We start from the raw sequence: 15,619 nt of genomic DNA on the forward strand, positions 1-15,619 counted from the left end.
CAAAAAAAGGACAAGGTTCAGGCTTGTCCTCGAAGTTCATATTTTTATGGGCAAAATGATTTGGACCTCAGTTCCTTGGTTCAGTTCACTGTTAAACCGGACCTTTCCCCGATGCGCCTCAATGATTCGGCAACTGACTGTCAGTCCTAATCCGGTTCCTTTTTCTTTTGAAGAATAGAAAGGCTCTCCAAGATGTTTTATGCGGTTTTTTTCTATTCCGCTACCGTTATCTTTGATGGTGATGGAAAGGTTATTGTTCATTCGTTCAAAATCAATCCAAATGTGGTCGGCGGATGCCTCCATGGAATTCTTGAGCATGTTTATGAAAACTTGTTTTAATTGGTTTCCCTCACATAATAGAAGCGGTATTTCATTTTTGACAGATATTGATATTTTGGTGGGGTACGAGTCCGCCTCTGGTTTCAACAAGGTTTTGACATCATTCATCAGGTCGATGATTTGATGTTTGCTGAATGGAAGTTCCTGTGGTTTTGCCAGAACGAGTAATTCGCTTACAATAAGATTAATCCGGTCCAATTCACTTAACATGATCGTGTAGTATTGTTCATAGGGATGGTCGCTCTTTTTAAGCAGTTGGACGAAACCTTTTAAAGAAGTCAGCGGATTTCGTACCTCGTGGGCTACACTTGCGGCAAGTTCGCCGACTATCGATAATTTTTCGGTTCTTCTTAAGCGTGCTTCGGTTTCTCGAATTTGAGTGACTTCTTTAGCATAAGTAATGATTCCGACTAAATCCTCGCCAACCATCATCGGGACAAATGTACAAGAAAGTAAGATGGACTTCCCGTACTTCGTCAGGAATTCTATATCTTTCCCTTTTTTGATCCCCTTTTGGTTTTCCATGACATATTGGCATGATGTACGGATCAATTCCGCGTCTTCTGCTGAAAAATTCAAATTAATGAATGAAGCGCCATGTATTTCTTCCTGTTGAAAGCCTGTTACCGTTTCAAACCTTGGATTCACGGTCGTGATCATTCCATTTAAATCAAGCATCAGCATTGGATAAGGGTTGTGCTCAAACAATGATTTATAGCGTTGTTCGCTATCAAATAATTGATTCTCCGCGACAACTCTTTCAGATATATCCCTGCCAATGACGACTAAGCCTTTACGTGAACCATCTTCATTGAACAGGGGAACTTTAATCGTATCAAAGGTCTTGTGATTGCCATCGGGAAGAGGGATGATTTCCTCGCACCTAGTAATTTCCCCCTTTACCCACGTTTCTTCATCGGAAATTTCACAGTAGATCAACGATTCTTTATAAAATTCGGTGTATTCTGCGAGCTCACTGTCTCTTTTTCCCTTATAATCTACATGCTCCAATTGAAATAATTGCAGCCCGAAGGTATTGGATTCAAGCCATCGGCCATCCCCATCCTTGAAATTAACGAAATCCACCATTGAATTGATGAGTGTGCGCCGACGCTGTTCCGCCTCTTTTAATCGTTTGAATTCTTCCTTTTTAGCTAAATAAAGATATAGAATTAAGCCTATTGATAAAAGGAAAACAATGCCTTCCGCCCTTTGGAGTTGAATGAAGACCTCTTTATTATGGATATTTGTAGTTAAAAAATAGTCGAATACGACTAATGTAAGAATCCCGGATAGGATATATATTGCTAAGATGGAGCGTTTGGACATGGAGATTCTCCCTGTTTTTAAGACATTTCAAAGGTAAAAATACATACACATTTTAACAAACTATCGGAAAAAAATATATGCAGAATCTCTAAATAAAAAAACAGGGGCCAATGTGGTCACCTGTTTTTTCTGAAGAAGGTTAGTTTCTTCTTCTTTTTTGCACGCTTATAGACCATGAAGAATAGTAAGAAAAGGAGTGCAAGAGCAGCTAGCGTATATTGGTTCATTTCGACAGATAGCAGTCCATAAGGAATCAGTGATAGGAAGAAAAAGTATATAAGGTTGCCAAGTGCCGTCGCCAATAAATAGTCTTTGAAAGTGACGGTGCTGACTCCGGCTGCCAAGTTAATTAAGCTTGTGGGGATAAGCGGGAAAATCCTGCCTGTAAACACGTACATGAAGCCATGCTCCACTACAGATTCTTGCCACTTTTCACCAATCTTCTTTAAAAGAAGCTCCTGAAACCAGTTTCTTGCTGCATAAAAAATGAATCCTGAGGCAACAACACTTGTAAACCAACTCCATAGATAGCCATATATGAATCCGAATATCGTGACATTGATGGTCAGGAGCAAAATTAAGGGGATGATTGTAAAAGAATTTTGTACAAACATCAATACGAATGTCACAATAAATGTAAGCAAGAGATTTTCCTTCAATATGCCAATAACAGAATCCAAATCACTTTTCCAAACCAAAGTGAACAGTTCTGCATTAGAGTATATAAAAATTGCGATTACAAGTAGACCGATTAGGGTCAGGACTTTTTTCAAAGGGCCACCACCATTCTTACTAATAGTTTATCATTTTCGAGTTCAATGGTGAAAAAAAAGAGCTGCCGCATCATGCAGACAGCTCTTTTCCATTATAGTGGCTTAACGGCGCGAAGATTCCTTTTAAAGCCACTTTTCAAACTGAATTCTTTTGTTCATTCCATAAATGATTGGCGCTCCAATCAAAAGGACAACGAACTCACCGACAGCTGTAGTCATCCAGCTTAGCCAGAATGGCAAGCCAAAGGCAAGGTTCAGTTCAATTGCAATTAAAAACATTGTGAACGTGAAAAAGATAATCGTAGCGACCATACGTCCTTTAATGCCTTTTATGAAACGAGAAACATAAATGACAAGCAATAAGGCGAGCAGGGATTGGCCCACCCCAAAAATCAAATCATATGGCACCATCGGCGAAAAGAGCAGATTCGATATGAAGACTCCTCCAACGATACCGTAGATATACTTTTTATTGAATACAATCAGATGATTCAACATTTCCGGTACACGGAATTGGAACATCTCAAAAGCTATTGGTTTAAACACCAATGAGACCGCCACATACAAGGCAGCCAATAACCCGTTTATCACGAGTGTACGAACATTCATTTTACTCTCTCCCTAGTTTTTTATCGTGGGATGGTTACGAACCACGTGCAGGCGTTTACCCGATGATTAATAGTAGCCCATGTAAGCTTGTTTCGTCAATTTGTAAAGAATGGTTTTAATTATAGGTTTCCAATCAGATGAAGCAGCACAATTGGATTTTGAATTATTGCAATGAAGGATGATATTATTTCAATATGTACATAAAAAGGAGTGAATATTAATATGTCGATCGAAAGTGTCAAAAGCCATTTTAAACAATGGAATCGGGAAGGCGACGTAAAGGAGTTCGAAACATCTAGTGCCACGGTAATTGAAGCAGCGGAAACCATCGGTGTTATCCCAGCGCGGATTGCCAAGACCCTTTCCTTTAAAGGGGAAGGTGAACACGCGATTTTGGTCGTTGCCGCAGGGGACGCGAAAGTGGATAATAAGAAATTTCGTCAGACGTTCGGTTTCAAGGCACGAATGCTTTCACCTGATGAAGTGCTTGCACAGACCGGCCATGCAATCGGAGGCGTTTGCCCGTTTGGCCTGGCAAACGATTTAGCTGTTTTTCTTGATGTATCGATGAAGCGCTTCGAGTCATTGTTTCCGGCTTGCGGCAGTTCAAACTCTGCAATAGAACTTAAACTCGCTGAATTATTTGAATATTCAGGTGCCAAGGATTGGGTGGATGTTTGTAAGGGGTGGGAAGAAAAGGGGAATGTGGAAACGGAGGCTGGAAATGCAGTTGATGGCATTTGTTGAATGGGATGGAGTCCACTAAAGTGAACTTTATTTGCGGGGGGCCGCATTCATTTCTATTATTGAAAACGGGCAGAAAGTGTTCCTGATCGGAGGTTGAAAGATGTTAAATGGAAGCGAAAGAAAAAGCAATGGCAGCTATCTGAGTCTTAAAACTCTTTATGAAGAAAATATAACGGTTAAGAGCATTGCCCAGGAGCTTGAGTTTTGCCATAAAAATGATCTGGCGCTGGATATCCAGAAAGCAATGAAAAAAAAGAATTTTGATATATTGGCAGTCCAAGATCAAGGGGAAATCATCGGATATATAGAAAGGCAAGAACTAGGTGAGGGAAGTATTTCTGAATATATGAGAAACTTCTCACCAAGGGAAATGGTTTCGAATTCAACCCCTTTGATCCAGCTTCTCCATATTTTTAAGAATAAGACAAGGGTGTTCGTATTAGAGAATAATTCAATTAAAATGTTGATTACCCATGCTGACCTCCAAAAGCCTCCGATCAGAATGTTGATATTCGGATATATTACCTTATTGGAGATGAGGATGAGCGATATCATCCTGGATAGATTCGGCGATGGCAGCTGGTATCCAATGATCAGCGAAGACCGTTTAGAGAAGGCAACCGAACTATATAAAAGGAGAATCGATAAAAATGAGGATATCAATATAATAGAGTGCCTGCAAATCAGTGATAAATTCGATATTATACATAAAGATAAAGAATTGAGGCACTTCTTCCAAATCCCTTCCAAAAGTAAAGGGAAGAAGGATGCGAATGCCATCCGAAAATTACGGGATAAGATTTCCCATGCTAATGAACTGGGTCTGGACATGTCATGGATGGAAATCATCGAGGTTGTCGAGTCCTGCGGCCGACTGCTCGAAATCTCTGAATCCTATCCTTATGAAAAATGAGATCCGGCTAATCATGCTGGTTCTTTTTTTTTGCGCATCAGATAGAAAAAAACTGCCCGTATCAGGCAGTCTCCCCGAATAACTCAAAACTCCGGCAGTTGATCCAGGTTATTTTCTTTTATTCCATCGGGCTCACTCCGTAATATGTCACGACCATATTTATGAAAGACGTCAACGTTGGCCAGGTTGCCAGCTTTGGCTTCCGCAAGGGCTGTGGGGTAGTCGAGTTCACGGCCGGAGTCCGTCTTGATGGCGATAATATTGTCCTCTTCATTTTTCCTTACGGCGATGATTTCTTCTTTTCCTGCTGCTGAATCACTTTGGTTTGCTTGCGGTGTTCCCTGCTGCTTATATGACTCATAGGCTTCTTCAAATTGGTCCATGTTTTAGACACCTCCTATTTATAGGGTGAACCATTTTTCCTGCAATATACAAACCGGATTTCGTCCAACTTGAGCCGTTATTTCGTCCAAATGGGCCGATCTTTCGGCACTTTTTTTTGTTAATGCTGTCTTCTTGGCCTTTTTGCAGTGGCATGGCACTTGCATCTTGTATAAGTAGTAGCAAGAAATAATATCCACTAGATTAAGGGAGGAATAGTAATCATGAATGTAAAACAAGGGGCAAGCACTGTAAATGCAAAACAACAGGTCAAGACAATGAAAGCGGCGGTCGTCAATGAATTTAACCAAAAACTTGAGATTAAGGAAGTACCGATCCCAGAATTGGAATATGGTGAGATATTAGTGAAAATTAAGGCCTGTGGCGTGTGTCATACCGATTTACATGCTGCACATGGTGATTGGCCGGTAAAACCCAAGCTTCCGCTTATCCCGGGACATGAGGGTGTTGGCATTATAGAAAAGGTGGCGGAAGGCGTAACTTCCTTGAAAGTGGGTGACCGTGTTGGGATCCCTTGGCTTTATTCGGCCTGCGGCGATTGTGAATATTGTCTGACCGGCAGGGAAACGCTTTGCTTGGACCAATTGAATGCAGGCTATTCCGTGGACGGCGGATATGCGGAATATTGTAAAGCACCAGCCAAATATGTGGTGAAGGTTCCTGAAGGGCTTGATTTTGCGGAGATTTCACCGATTTTCTGTGCAGGTGTAACGACTTATAAGGCGCTTAAGGTATCAGAAGCAAAACCTGGTGATTGGGTAGCGATTTATGGAATTGGCGGATTGGGGCATGTTGCCCTGCAATACGCAAAAGCGATGGGCTTTAATGTCATTGCTGTCGATATTCAAGATGATAAGCTTGATCTGGCAACGGAACTGGGGGCGGATTACACGGTTAATGGGCTTAAGACCGATCCTGTACAGGCCATTAAGGATAAGGTTGGCGGCGTGCAGGCATCCATTTCTGTGGCGGTTACGAAAAAAGCATTCGAACAGGCTTACAGTTCAGTCAAGAGGGGCGGCACACTTGTCGTAGTCGGATTGCCGAATGATGAACTTCCAATCCCGATTTTTGATACAGTGTTAAATGGGGTGACTGTAAAAGGGTCCATCGTCGGGACGAGAAAAGATTTACAGGAAGCTGTTCAATTTGCGGCTGAGGGTAAAGTCAGAACGAATATTGAAACAAGAAAGCTTGATGAAATCAATGACGTGTTTTCAATGATGGAAAACGGAGAAATCAACGGCCGCATCGTATTGACGCTAGAATAGGAACAGAGGAGGAAGCCCTGGAACGGAGCATCCTCCTTTTTATTATGTCTGGCTCTTCTCATTTAATATATAGCGCAATTTCCTTATGGATATTTGCAAGCGTTTGGCAGCTTCATTCCGGTTGCCGTAGGTTTTTTGCAGTGCCTGCATGACGAGCTCCTTTCCAATTGTTGATTGAAGCTGTTTGATTTCGGTAAGGATTTCTTCAAGCATCAGTTCATCCTTCTCATTAAAATCAGCCACCAGCCTTTTTCGCCACTCTTCAAGAAGGTTTTCTGTTGACTGTATCTCAGGTGACACATTTTTGTCAGGTGTGATCTGGCTGTTGGATAGTGAGATATCATTGGCGGTTATTACTGACTTATTGTCTGCAAGAGTTAGCGTGCGCAAGACCACATTAGATAGTTCGCGTATGTTGCCTGGCCAGTTGTATTGCTGTAATTTTTCAATGGCTTCATTGGAAAATGAGATATCTCCATGACCATTTCTCTCAACCAAGTGTCGGACAAGCAACGGAATATCCTCTTTTCGGCTCCTTAATGGCGGGATATCCAGAGTCACGACGTTCAGTCGGTAAAATAGGTCTTCCCGAAATTTATTCTTGTCCACTGCCTTTTGCAGGTTTTCATTGGAGGCCGCCACTAACCGGGCGTTCGTCCGTAATGTCACGCTGCTGCCAACCCGCATGAATTCCCGCGTTTCCAAAACCCGAAGCAATTTGACTTGAATGGCCGGACTTGCATCCGCAATTTCATCAAGGAAAAGCGTCCCGTTCCCAGCAATTTCGAAAAAACCCTTTCGCAGCTGGGTCGCTCCGGTGAAAGCGCCCTTTTCATGACCGAATAATTCGCTTTCAAGCAGGGATTCAGAGATCGCTCCGCAATTGATGCCGATAAAAGGTTCATGGTTTCGGGGGCTGGCTATGTGGATGAAGCGTGAAAGCACTTCTTTCCCGCTTCCGGTTTCTCCTTCGATTAATACATTGACGGATTTTTGGGCAACCTTGAAGGACGTTTCAATCAAATTCTTCATTAAAGGACTTTCACCGACAATGAGTCCTGAATCCTCGGCAAGCTTATGGATGAAATGCTGGTTCAAAGCTTCATTTTCATTCAATAGGTTATCAATCTGCCTTTCCAGTACTTCAATATCCACGAAGGGTTTTTCCATGTAATCACTAGCGCCGAGTTTCATGGCATCAACGGCGGTCTTGACGGTGCTGTATCCGGTCATGATCAGTACCTTGCAACGCGGCTGCAGTTGTTTTAGATGCTGCAGGAGGGAAAGTCCATCGCAATCCGGAAGCTTCAAATCTATCATTGCGACATCAAAACGCTGCTGATTCCAGTCGATTTCATGAAACTCCTTCCCGCTATTCACAACTTGTACGAGGTAACCTTTCATCGTAAAAAGCCGGGATAGAAAAGTCCCAACCTCTTTCTCATCGTCTACCACAAGTAAATGAATCACCTTATCATCCCCTTTCCTCTCCTTGTATAGGAAGCCTTAGAAAAAAAGTGCTTCCATGTCCTGGTATGCTCAAAACGTCGATCTTTCCGCCATGGTCCTTGGCGATGCCAAGGCTTACAGACAGCCCCAAACCTGTACCTTTTTCACGGTCTTTAGTCGTATGAAAGGGATGGAATATGAAGGGCAGGCGTTCTTGTTCAATCCCCGTTCCGTTATCAGTCACCTGAACCACCATGAACTTGTTTTCTGAATAGGTAGCGATCGAAATCAATTTTTCCGTTTGCGCGGACTCATCCAATGCGTCCTTGGCATTCAATAGCAAGTTGATGATGATCTGTTCGATCTGCGGCTGGCTGCCCTTTATGAAAGGAAGGTCTTCCTGAAGGCTAAGATGGAGGGAGATTTGCTTCTTCCCAAGTTGGAACTTCAATAGGTTCAGAACCTGGTGAATGGCCTCGTTAATAGAGTAATAGTGGAACCTATACTCATCCTGCCTAGAAAAGGTAAGCAGGCTTTTCACGATTTGCCTGCATCGGTCCCCGCAAATCTTAATGTCGTCCAATAGCATATAATCCGGATTGTCCTGTGGGGTTTTCCGTAATAAAATTTGCGAGTTACCAAGAATGGCCGTTAATGGGCTATTCAACTCATGGGCAATCCCAGCTGCCATTTCACCAATCGCCCCAAGTTTACCGGCATGTAATAGCTGGACTTCCATCTGTCTTCTTTCGGTGACATTTTTATAATAAGCAATGACCCCATATACTTGATGCTCCTTATTCTGTATTGGGTAAGCATGCATTTCCAAGATGGTATCATGAAGGAGTATTTCCTGAAACCCTGGCTTATTAAATGAAAAGGTATCTTGAATCAGATTTTGCGATTTTTCAATTAAAGGAACCAAGTTGGAAAAGCCCCTGGCTGAATCATTGGATTGATAGACCGTTCCTTTGTGATCGAAGACGATGATCATATCTTCAACTGCTTTGAATGTATCCTCCCACTCCTGTTTGGAATGAAGAACTTCCTTATAAAGCTGGGCATTCTCCAAAGTTAACGCAAGCTGATTGGATAGTTGCTCAAGAAATTCGAGTTCATCTTCATGCCATGTTTTCTTTTTCTTCCTGCCGAAAGTCCAAATTCCGATTTTTTTACTTTTTCCGTATAAAGGGACTAATAGAAGTGATTCGATCTCAAGGGATAATAGACGATCCTTTTCTGGGAAGTCCGGTAACTGGTTAACTTCCACCTGAATCGGCTGCTTTTCTTTCAAGGCCGATGAGAATTCCTGAAAAGGGTGTAACATGTTTTTGGGATCCATTTCAAGATCGCAGTGACCATTAGGGCAGATGTGAAGCAGGGCAGGTTCTTCCTCATACAATATGACAAAATGACTGTCATCGAAGGTAATGAGCTGCTTAAGTTTTTCAATAACATTTCGGAGAATCTCTTGGATGTCGATTTCCATATTCATATTTTTTGTGATGTCATTAATGATTTCAAGCTGCATATTCTTCTTCTTCAGCTGATCCACGGTTTTCTTAAGTTCCGTGTAATACGTTTTTTTTGAAGATTTAACGCCTGTCATTAAATCTATCAATTCATGTTTGTTCATGCTTTTCACCTCTTATAGGGCTGTAAGAAGCAGCTGATTAATCTGTTCTAAGGACATATCACGGGGGTTTGTGATCATGCAGGCATCCTCAAGAGCGGTCATCCCTATGGAATCTATCATTTCTTTCGTAATGCCGACATCACTTAAACTCTTGGGAGCCCCTATGTCCTGTGATAATTCCCTTACGAAGTGAATGGCAGCCATTCCTGCTTGCTGCTCCGTCAATGCCCGTGTATCGATGCCCATTATGTCTGCAATCTCGCTGAATCGCCTTGGTGAGGCAATTCGATTGAAATCCATGACATGGGGAAGGAGTATCGCATTGATTTCACCATGCGGAAGGAGGTACTTGCCGCCTAGGGCATGTGAAATGGCATGGGCAGCTCCCAAAATGGCATTGGAAAAAGCCAGTCCAGCCTGCAGGCTTGCCATCGCCATCGCTTTTTTTGCTTCTTCATTATGCCTGGATGCAACAGAGGGGCGTAAGTGGCGGGAAACGATGGAAAGCGCGTTTTTAGCTTGTACATCGGTCAAAGGTGTCGCAGCGATTGAAACATAGGATTCAATGGCGTGGGTTAACACATCCATTCCGGTAGCTGCGGTCAAATCCGGTCCCAAGGTGGTTAAGGTGGCAGGATCGACTATTGCAATATCGGGGACGAGTGATTTTGAAATGATCGTCATTTTTTTCTCGCGGAATGAATCGACGATCACCGAAAACTGGGATACTTCCGAACCCGATCCTGCAGTGGTCATGATCATCACCATGGGAGGGAGGGGAGAGTGGACTTTATCAACACCTTCATAATCACTGATGATGCCGCCATTCGTTACTAAAAGGGCTACCCCTTTGGCAACATCCAAAGCACTGCCTCCGCCCAAACCGATGATGGCATCACATTCTTGTTCTTTAAATGCCAAACAGCCGGCTTCGATCTCCCTGTCCTTCGGATTGGTCGTCATTTCAATGAAGGTAGCAAAAGCAAGGCCTGCATCTTGGCAGGATTCAATGACTTTATCCAACCAGCCAGCATTGGCCACCCCGGAGTCGCTTACGATCAGCGCCTTTTTGGCACCCAGCCGCAAGCAGGACTCACCGGCTTGTTCAATCGAACCTTTACCGAAAATCACTTCCGGCATCACGAATTTAGTTATCGACATCTTTGCGCCTTCTCTCTGTAAAAATTCAATATCTTCTGTATTATTTTCCCGAAAAAGTGCGAAAATCCTGTTTGGATTACAGGTATTTTTATATAATATGACAAAATATCGAATGAAGAAGGACTTTTGATACAGGTCAAATCACCTGATTATTTCTTGTATTTGTAAATTCGTTACTTTAGACATGCATGAATAGGGATAAACCTACCTAGTTAGCATTTTTAATATATTGTAAAATCATGGTAGAAACTATTAAACTGGGAGGCAATCTATGAAAAAACAATTTCTGTCGTTAACATTAATTACAGCATTGACACTCGGGACAGCCGGGACAACCACCGCTTTAGCAGCGCCGCATTCATCGCCGGTGATATCTGAGCCATCCACGGACAAGCAAGTCATTAAAAGAATCGATGCCGATAAAATCTACAAGAATATTGAATACCTCTCACAAACACCTCGGGTAGCCGGTACGGATTCTGAGTATAAAGCCGTCCAATTCATCAAAAAGCAATTCCAATCTTATGGCTATAATGCCGATATCGAAGAGTTCAGTTTTTTATCTTATACAGACCCAAATCTGGTCGAGCTATCCGTTGCCGGATTTGATGGGGAAATCCAAGTGAATCATTTAACCTATTCAGTTAATGGGGACCTGTCCGGTGACGTTGTATATGCCGGTTTAGGAACAAAAGAAGAGCTTGAGCAAACCGATGTTGCAGGGAAGATTGCCCTTATACAAAGAGGGAACCTCACTTTTGCAGAGAAAGTATTGAATGCAGCGGAAAAAGGGGCAGCGGGCGTCATCCTATTCAATAATGCAGATGGGGAATTAAACGGGACACTCGGAGAGGATAATGACAAGTTTATTCCATCCGTCACGATCACCAAAAAGGATGGAGAAGCCCTTTTGGAAAAATTGAATGATGGAGTCAAATTGACAGCATCATTAAAAATTGAAGGAGCCCATTCAGGAGAAAAAACCTCTTATAATGTAGTGGCAACGAAAAAAGCAACAAAGAACAATAAAGCAAAAAAGAGCGATATCATTTATATTACCGGACATCATGATTCCGTCGCGGGGGCACCCGGAGCGAATGATGATGCATCTGGAACATCCGTCACCCTTGAACTTGCCCGTGTTCTGAAGAATCTTCCTACAGATACGGAAATTCGCTTCGTCACCTTTGGGGCAGAGGAAAATGGATTGTTGGGATCGCAGCATTATGTGAGCAATCTCCCTGATGATGATATCAAGCGGACCATTGCAAACTTCAATCTCGATATGGTGGGAAGCAGGGATGCCGGAGATTTGGTCATTTTGACTAATGATGGAGAAATGAACCTTGTAACCGAGCTGGCCCAGGCATCAAGTACAAGACTGAATGGTGAGCCGACTCCATATGGACAAGGCGGCAGAAGTGACCATGTGTCATTTGCTGAGGCTGGAATACCCGCTGCTTTATTCATCCACAGTCCATCAGAGCCCTGGTATCATACTCCTGATGATACCATTGATAAAATCTCAAAAGAAAAGCTTCAAGATGTTGCTGAAATTGTCGGCACAGCTGTCTATGACCAAGCAAAAATCGAAGCTAAAAAACCTGATTTCAATCATAAAAAAGGGAAAAAGGTGAAAGTTCCGCATTTATTTGGCGAAAAGGAATTCAAATAATGCAGTAAATATTCAGAGGGTGCAGCCTGCACCCTTTCTTTATGTTTAAAAATGGAAATGCGAGGGTAAAAAGTCTAATTTGGAATTGGAGTGTGCGGGCTGAATTTCCTAATTCCGTAGCATAAATAGCTTATTTATCCCTATTTAACTCTAAGACTATAATCCTTATAATAAAAATTATGAAAAATATGACAGTCTACATAATGAGAATAGTATGTTTGAGGTGATTTTTTAGGTGTATGCAAATTCATTGAGTGAAATTCACTCTGCCCTCTCTAGTAAAACTTCCGATGTGAATGAAAAAATCAATCGTTTGGAGCAGGCAAAAAGACAAATCAAAGAAGAACAGAATGCTTGTCTTGGGGAAATAGATAAAATTAAAAATCCGGACTTGGCAAAAAGCTGGACGGGAAACCGTGCAGAAGACTTTCAAGATGCACGCAGTGATGCATACAAGGCAATGTCAACGATCATTCATGATGATTATGATGACTATCAAGAGAAAATCGACGGTAAAATCATAATGCTTAATATAGAGAAAAAGGCTCTGAGTGCAGCAGGTACGATAGCACATGAAGCGGATGTTCTTTTAGGCAAAGGAGAAGCCGTCATAGATCAATTGGAAAGCAAAATATCATATTTAAAAGGGTGGTTGTTTTAATGACGACAATCAAACTGAATCATCCTGCCGTAACGAAGCAAGTCGATCAAGTGAAGACGGCACTTGGTACAGTCACGCTTGGAAATTTGCCGGCAGGCGAGCTTGGCAACAATAAATTGGAATTCACTTCGAAATGGATCGACCGCGAAACGAACCTGGAGAAGGTCTTCGAGCAATATATCAAAATCGTCCAGAAAAATGTGGAAGATACCCGTGCCAACATTGACTTATTAAAAGAACAGGATGAAGCCATCGCCCATACGTCTTCACATGGGTATCAGCGATGAAGATATATGAAGCCGAGACATTGACGGCCGCAACCAAGTCGCGCGCCAAGCAATATGAAGAACTAAAGAAGGAAGTCACAGCCCTGAAAAAGGAATTTCAGGGCATCGTCGGCCTGGATGACGAGTTCCAGGGAGCCGGTGCTACCGCCATCAAAAGCTTCTATGAAGCACAAATCGAGGTGGCGGACGCCTGGATGGAACTATTCACGACCCAGATCAGTTTTTTGGAAGGCATACCGGCCAGTCTGGAAGAAGCGGACCTCTCCGGAAATACGGTGGTCGAGGTCCCCTTTTTAGATGGCGAAGTCTCAAACGGCATCAACCAAGCGAAGTCGCTTGTTGATCAACAAGCGAACGATCTTCAAAGGATCCTGAGCAGCATTGACGATATCCTGACTCTTGATATGTTCGACCAAAAGGACTTTAATGAAAAAATCACGCTGGCCGGGCACAGGCTGGATGACACCGTGACAAAGGTCGAGAATGTCGACCGGCAATTGGTCGAGGAATATGATGTGTCCATCGGGCAGGAAAACGTGGCCGTTGGCCTCTTCCGTGCCTTGCTTGATGCGACCAAACAGGACGGCAACATTTCGCCGATGACATTCAACCAATCGGCATTCAAGAGCAGTGACGTCTATCAAGTAAAGGATGAAGTCGCCGGTCAGATGAAAGACTATCAAACCTTCAAAAAGGAACAAGCAGAAGCCCGGAAAATCGAACAGGAAATGGAAGAACTCGAAAATCGTCCATGGTACGAAAAAGCCTGGGATACGACAAAAACCTTTACAGGGGAATTCACGGGATATTATGATTCAATCAGGGCCTCAACCGGAGTCGATCCAGTAACGGGCCGCAAGCTGTCCGATGCTGAACGAATCGCCGCCGGCGCCATGGCAGCCGCTGGATTCATCCCCGTCGTCGGCTGGGCCGGCCGGGCCATCAAAGGCGGCAGCGCCCTATACAAAACGGCCAAAGGGCTCAACGCAGCGGACCACGCGCTCGATGCCTATAAAACGACAAAAGGCTTTAGCCTCCTCCAGAAAACCGAATACGGAATATATGGACTCCTCGCAGCCAACGGCCTCGGCGAAGCAGCCACCGGCAAAGACATGTTCGGCAACCAGTTAACCGAGGAACAGCGCCAGAACGGGCTGTTGATGGCACTTGGCATCGGCGGTGTGGCAGGTGCGGCGAAGGTTGCCGATAAAGTAGCAAGTAGTACAAAGTTCGTCCCTTACAGTAAGGAATTTGCGCAAAAGCAGGTTCAGTACGCAAAAACTACAATAACTGACATAGCGAGATCAGGAAAAAACACGTTAAAAAATATAGGTGAACAAATCGGTAAAAAAGAAATCCCTAAACGGATAAGTATGGAACAAGTATCCCTTGCAGGAGGACAAACCCTTCGCCAAGTTATGATGGAAAAGCAGACAATTAAGGAAGCCTATCAGAAATTTACGGTGAAGGATAGCAAAGTAGAGGGTGTTTCTGGGGAGAGTATTCCTAAGGGTACGGGTAAAGTTGAAACCTTTGGTAAATATTCAACGAATATCGATGAAAAGGTTAAAGTAATTGAAAAAGTAGATTTACCTGATTGGATAAGTGAATCATTTACTGATGGTATTTATAGAACTGTAATTACAGAAGAAAATATTACATTTTATAGAACTTATGGTGGTGGAGCAAAAGTTAATGGAGCATTTGTCACTACTAGTCCAGCTGGAAATAGAATAAATGCAAAAATAAATACTGCATTAGTACCTGATTGGAAAAATTCTAGACAATATGAAGCTGTTATAGAAGTACCGAAGGGACAAGTTTTAAATATAGGTAGAGTTGAAAAGCAATATACAAAATCAGGAGCATTACTAGAAGGTGATGGAGATCAAATACTATTACCCCAAGGGTGGTCTTCAGAATGGATAAAGGAAATTAGAGGGGTTCCAAGTAGATAGGGGGATAAAATGGATAAGAAAAAACAGTTAATCAACCAAATAAAAGTTGTAATAAATAATCTTGAAAATGATTATTATAATGAAATTACTAGTGGAGTTTTACAACTTATATATAAAAGATATAAGAATGCATTGACAGTATTGGAGAATAATAAAGATATTAGAGAATTAAATATAATTGGTGGCATAAGGGCTTATATGGATAGTTATAGTGACTATCAAAATCCACTATTAGGAGAGTTACATAAAGCTGAAAAATTAAATAAAGAATTATTATAAAAATAGTTGTTACAAAATTAACTAGAGTTAACTTTATGCCTTAACTTAGACCTTGATTGGCTTTATGCCTTTCAAGGTTTTTTTATGACATTGACAGTATAAATTTTTGTATGTGAAATATAAGCAATTA

General features: G+C 42.4%; 15 protein-coding genes and 1 riboswitch. Of the genes, 8 read left to right on the forward strand and 7 right to left on the reverse strand.

The window, feature by feature from the left end:
- Nucleotides 1-36: 36 nt before the first annotated feature.
- The 3 genes from ACFX4H_RS20790 to ACFX4H_RS20800 form a co-directional block, all read right to left on the reverse strand.
- Entirely contained in the window at nt 37-1,668 is a 1,632-nt protein-coding gene (locus ACFX4H_RS20790) for a PAS domain S-box protein (RefSeq protein ID WP_328137217.1), read from the reverse strand.
- Between the two features lie 116 nt (nt 1,669-1,784).
- Nucleotides 1,785-2,441: a TVP38/TMEM64 family protein gene (locus ACFX4H_RS20795; protein WP_249597431.1), complete on the reverse strand. Its 657-nt coding sequence runs from the start codon at nt 2,439-2,441 to the stop codon at nt 1,785-1,787.
- 123 nt (nt 2,442-2,564) lie between these two features.
- A complete protein-coding gene (locus tag ACFX4H_RS20800; RefSeq protein ID WP_034306030.1) occupies nt 2,565-3,050 on the reverse strand; it encodes a QueT transporter family protein in 486 nt (161 codons plus the stop codon).
- A gap of 6 nt (nt 3,051-3,056) precedes the next feature.
- A riboswitch (PreQ1 riboswitch) is annotated at nt 3,057-3,101 on the reverse strand.
- Nucleotides 3,102-3,272: 171 nt separating this feature from the next.
- Between ACFX4H_RS20800 and ACFX4H_RS20805 the strand changes: the two genes are divergently transcribed.
- Both ACFX4H_RS20805 and ACFX4H_RS20810 read left to right on the forward strand, forming a co-directional pair.
- Nucleotides 3,273-3,797, forward strand: a complete 525-nt coding sequence (locus ACFX4H_RS20805; protein ID WP_377436128.1) for a YbaK/EbsC family protein — start codon at nt 3,273-3,275, stop codon at nt 3,795-3,797.
- Nucleotides 3,798-3,897: 100 nt separating this feature from the next.
- On the forward strand, nt 3,898-4,710 hold the full coding sequence (locus tag ACFX4H_RS20810) for a CBS domain-containing protein (protein WP_249597433.1): 813 nt from the start codon (nt 3,898-3,900) through the stop codon (nt 4,708-4,710).
- An 83-nt stretch (nt 4,711-4,793) separates the two neighbouring features.
- Here ACFX4H_RS20810 and ACFX4H_RS20815 read toward each other — a convergent pair whose 3' ends face one another.
- Entirely contained in the window at nt 4,794-5,093 is a 300-nt protein-coding gene (locus ACFX4H_RS20815; RefSeq protein WP_034306021.1) for a DUF3892 domain-containing protein, read from the reverse strand.
- A 276-nt stretch (nt 5,094-5,369) separates the two neighbouring features.
- Between ACFX4H_RS20815 and adhP the strand changes: the two genes are divergently transcribed.
- Nucleotides 5,370-6,383: an alcohol dehydrogenase AdhP gene (adhP, locus tag ACFX4H_RS20820; RefSeq protein WP_063592681.1), complete on the forward strand. Its 1,014-nt coding sequence runs from the start codon at nt 5,370-5,372 to the stop codon at nt 6,381-6,383.
- 42 nt (nt 6,384-6,425) lie between these two features.
- Here adhP and ACFX4H_RS20825 read toward each other — a convergent pair whose 3' ends face one another.
- Genes ACFX4H_RS20825 through ACFX4H_RS20835 form a run of 3 tightly spaced genes read right to left on the reverse strand, consistent with a single transcriptional unit; the run spans nt 6,426 to nt 10,629 of the window.
- Nucleotides 6,426-7,853 carry a sigma-54-dependent transcriptional regulator gene (locus ACFX4H_RS20825; RefSeq protein WP_249597434.1) on the reverse strand — a complete coding sequence of 476 codons (1,428 nt, stop codon included), beginning with the start codon at nt 7,851-7,853 and terminating at the stop codon, nt 6,426-6,428.
- A 4-nt stretch (nt 7,854-7,857) separates the two neighbouring features.
- Nucleotides 7,858-9,468: a GAF domain-containing sensor histidine kinase gene (locus ACFX4H_RS20830; RefSeq protein WP_377436129.1), complete on the reverse strand. Its 1,611-nt coding sequence runs from the start codon at nt 9,466-9,468 to the stop codon at nt 7,858-7,860.
- 12 nt (nt 9,469-9,480) lie between these two features.
- Nucleotides 9,481-10,629, reverse strand: coding sequence for an iron-containing alcohol dehydrogenase (locus ACFX4H_RS20835; RefSeq protein WP_377436130.1), 1,149 nt, complete (start codon nt 10,627-10,629; stop codon nt 9,481-9,483).
- A gap of 271 nt (nt 10,630-10,900) precedes the next feature.
- Here ACFX4H_RS20835 and ACFX4H_RS20840 point away from each other — a divergent pair, with 271 nt between their 5' ends.
- The 5 genes from ACFX4H_RS20840 to ACFX4H_RS20860 all read left to right on the forward strand — a co-directional run bounded on the left by ACFX4H_RS20840 (nt 10,901) and on the right by ACFX4H_RS20860 (nt 15,489).
- On the forward strand, nt 10,901-12,304 hold the full coding sequence (locus tag ACFX4H_RS20840) for a M28 family peptidase (protein WP_377436131.1): 1,404 nt from the start codon (nt 10,901-10,903) through the stop codon (nt 12,302-12,304).
- 235 nt (nt 12,305-12,539) lie between these two features.
- A complete protein-coding gene (locus tag ACFX4H_RS20845) occupies nt 12,540-12,965 on the forward strand; it encodes a YwqH-like family protein (protein ID WP_283867018.1) in 426 nt (141 codons plus the stop codon).
- Nucleotides 12,965-13,252, forward strand: a complete 288-nt coding sequence (locus ACFX4H_RS20850; protein ID WP_034306007.1) for a YwqI/YxiC family protein — start codon at nt 12,965-12,967, stop codon at nt 13,250-13,252. Before ACFX4H_RS20845 ends, ACFX4H_RS20850 begins: the two co-directional genes overlap by 1 nt.
- The gene (locus tag ACFX4H_RS20855) at nt 13,249-15,210 is read left to right on the forward strand and encodes a ribonuclease YeeF family protein (RefSeq protein ID WP_377436132.1); all 1,962 of its coding nucleotides are present in this window, start codon (nt 13,249-13,251) and stop codon (nt 15,208-15,210) included. Before ACFX4H_RS20850 ends, ACFX4H_RS20855 begins: the two co-directional genes overlap by 4 nt.
- A 9-nt stretch (nt 15,211-15,219) precedes the next feature.
- Nucleotides 15,220-15,489, forward strand: a complete 270-nt coding sequence (locus ACFX4H_RS20860; protein ID WP_076370681.1) for a hypothetical protein — start codon at nt 15,220-15,222, stop codon at nt 15,487-15,489.
- Nucleotides 15,490-15,619 lie beyond the last annotated feature (130 nt).

The organism is Peribacillus sp. YIM B13477, assembly GCF_042787955.1.
GTDB classification, from domain to species: Bacteria; Bacillota; Bacilli; order Bacillales; family DSM-1321; genus Peribacillus; species Peribacillus frigoritolerans.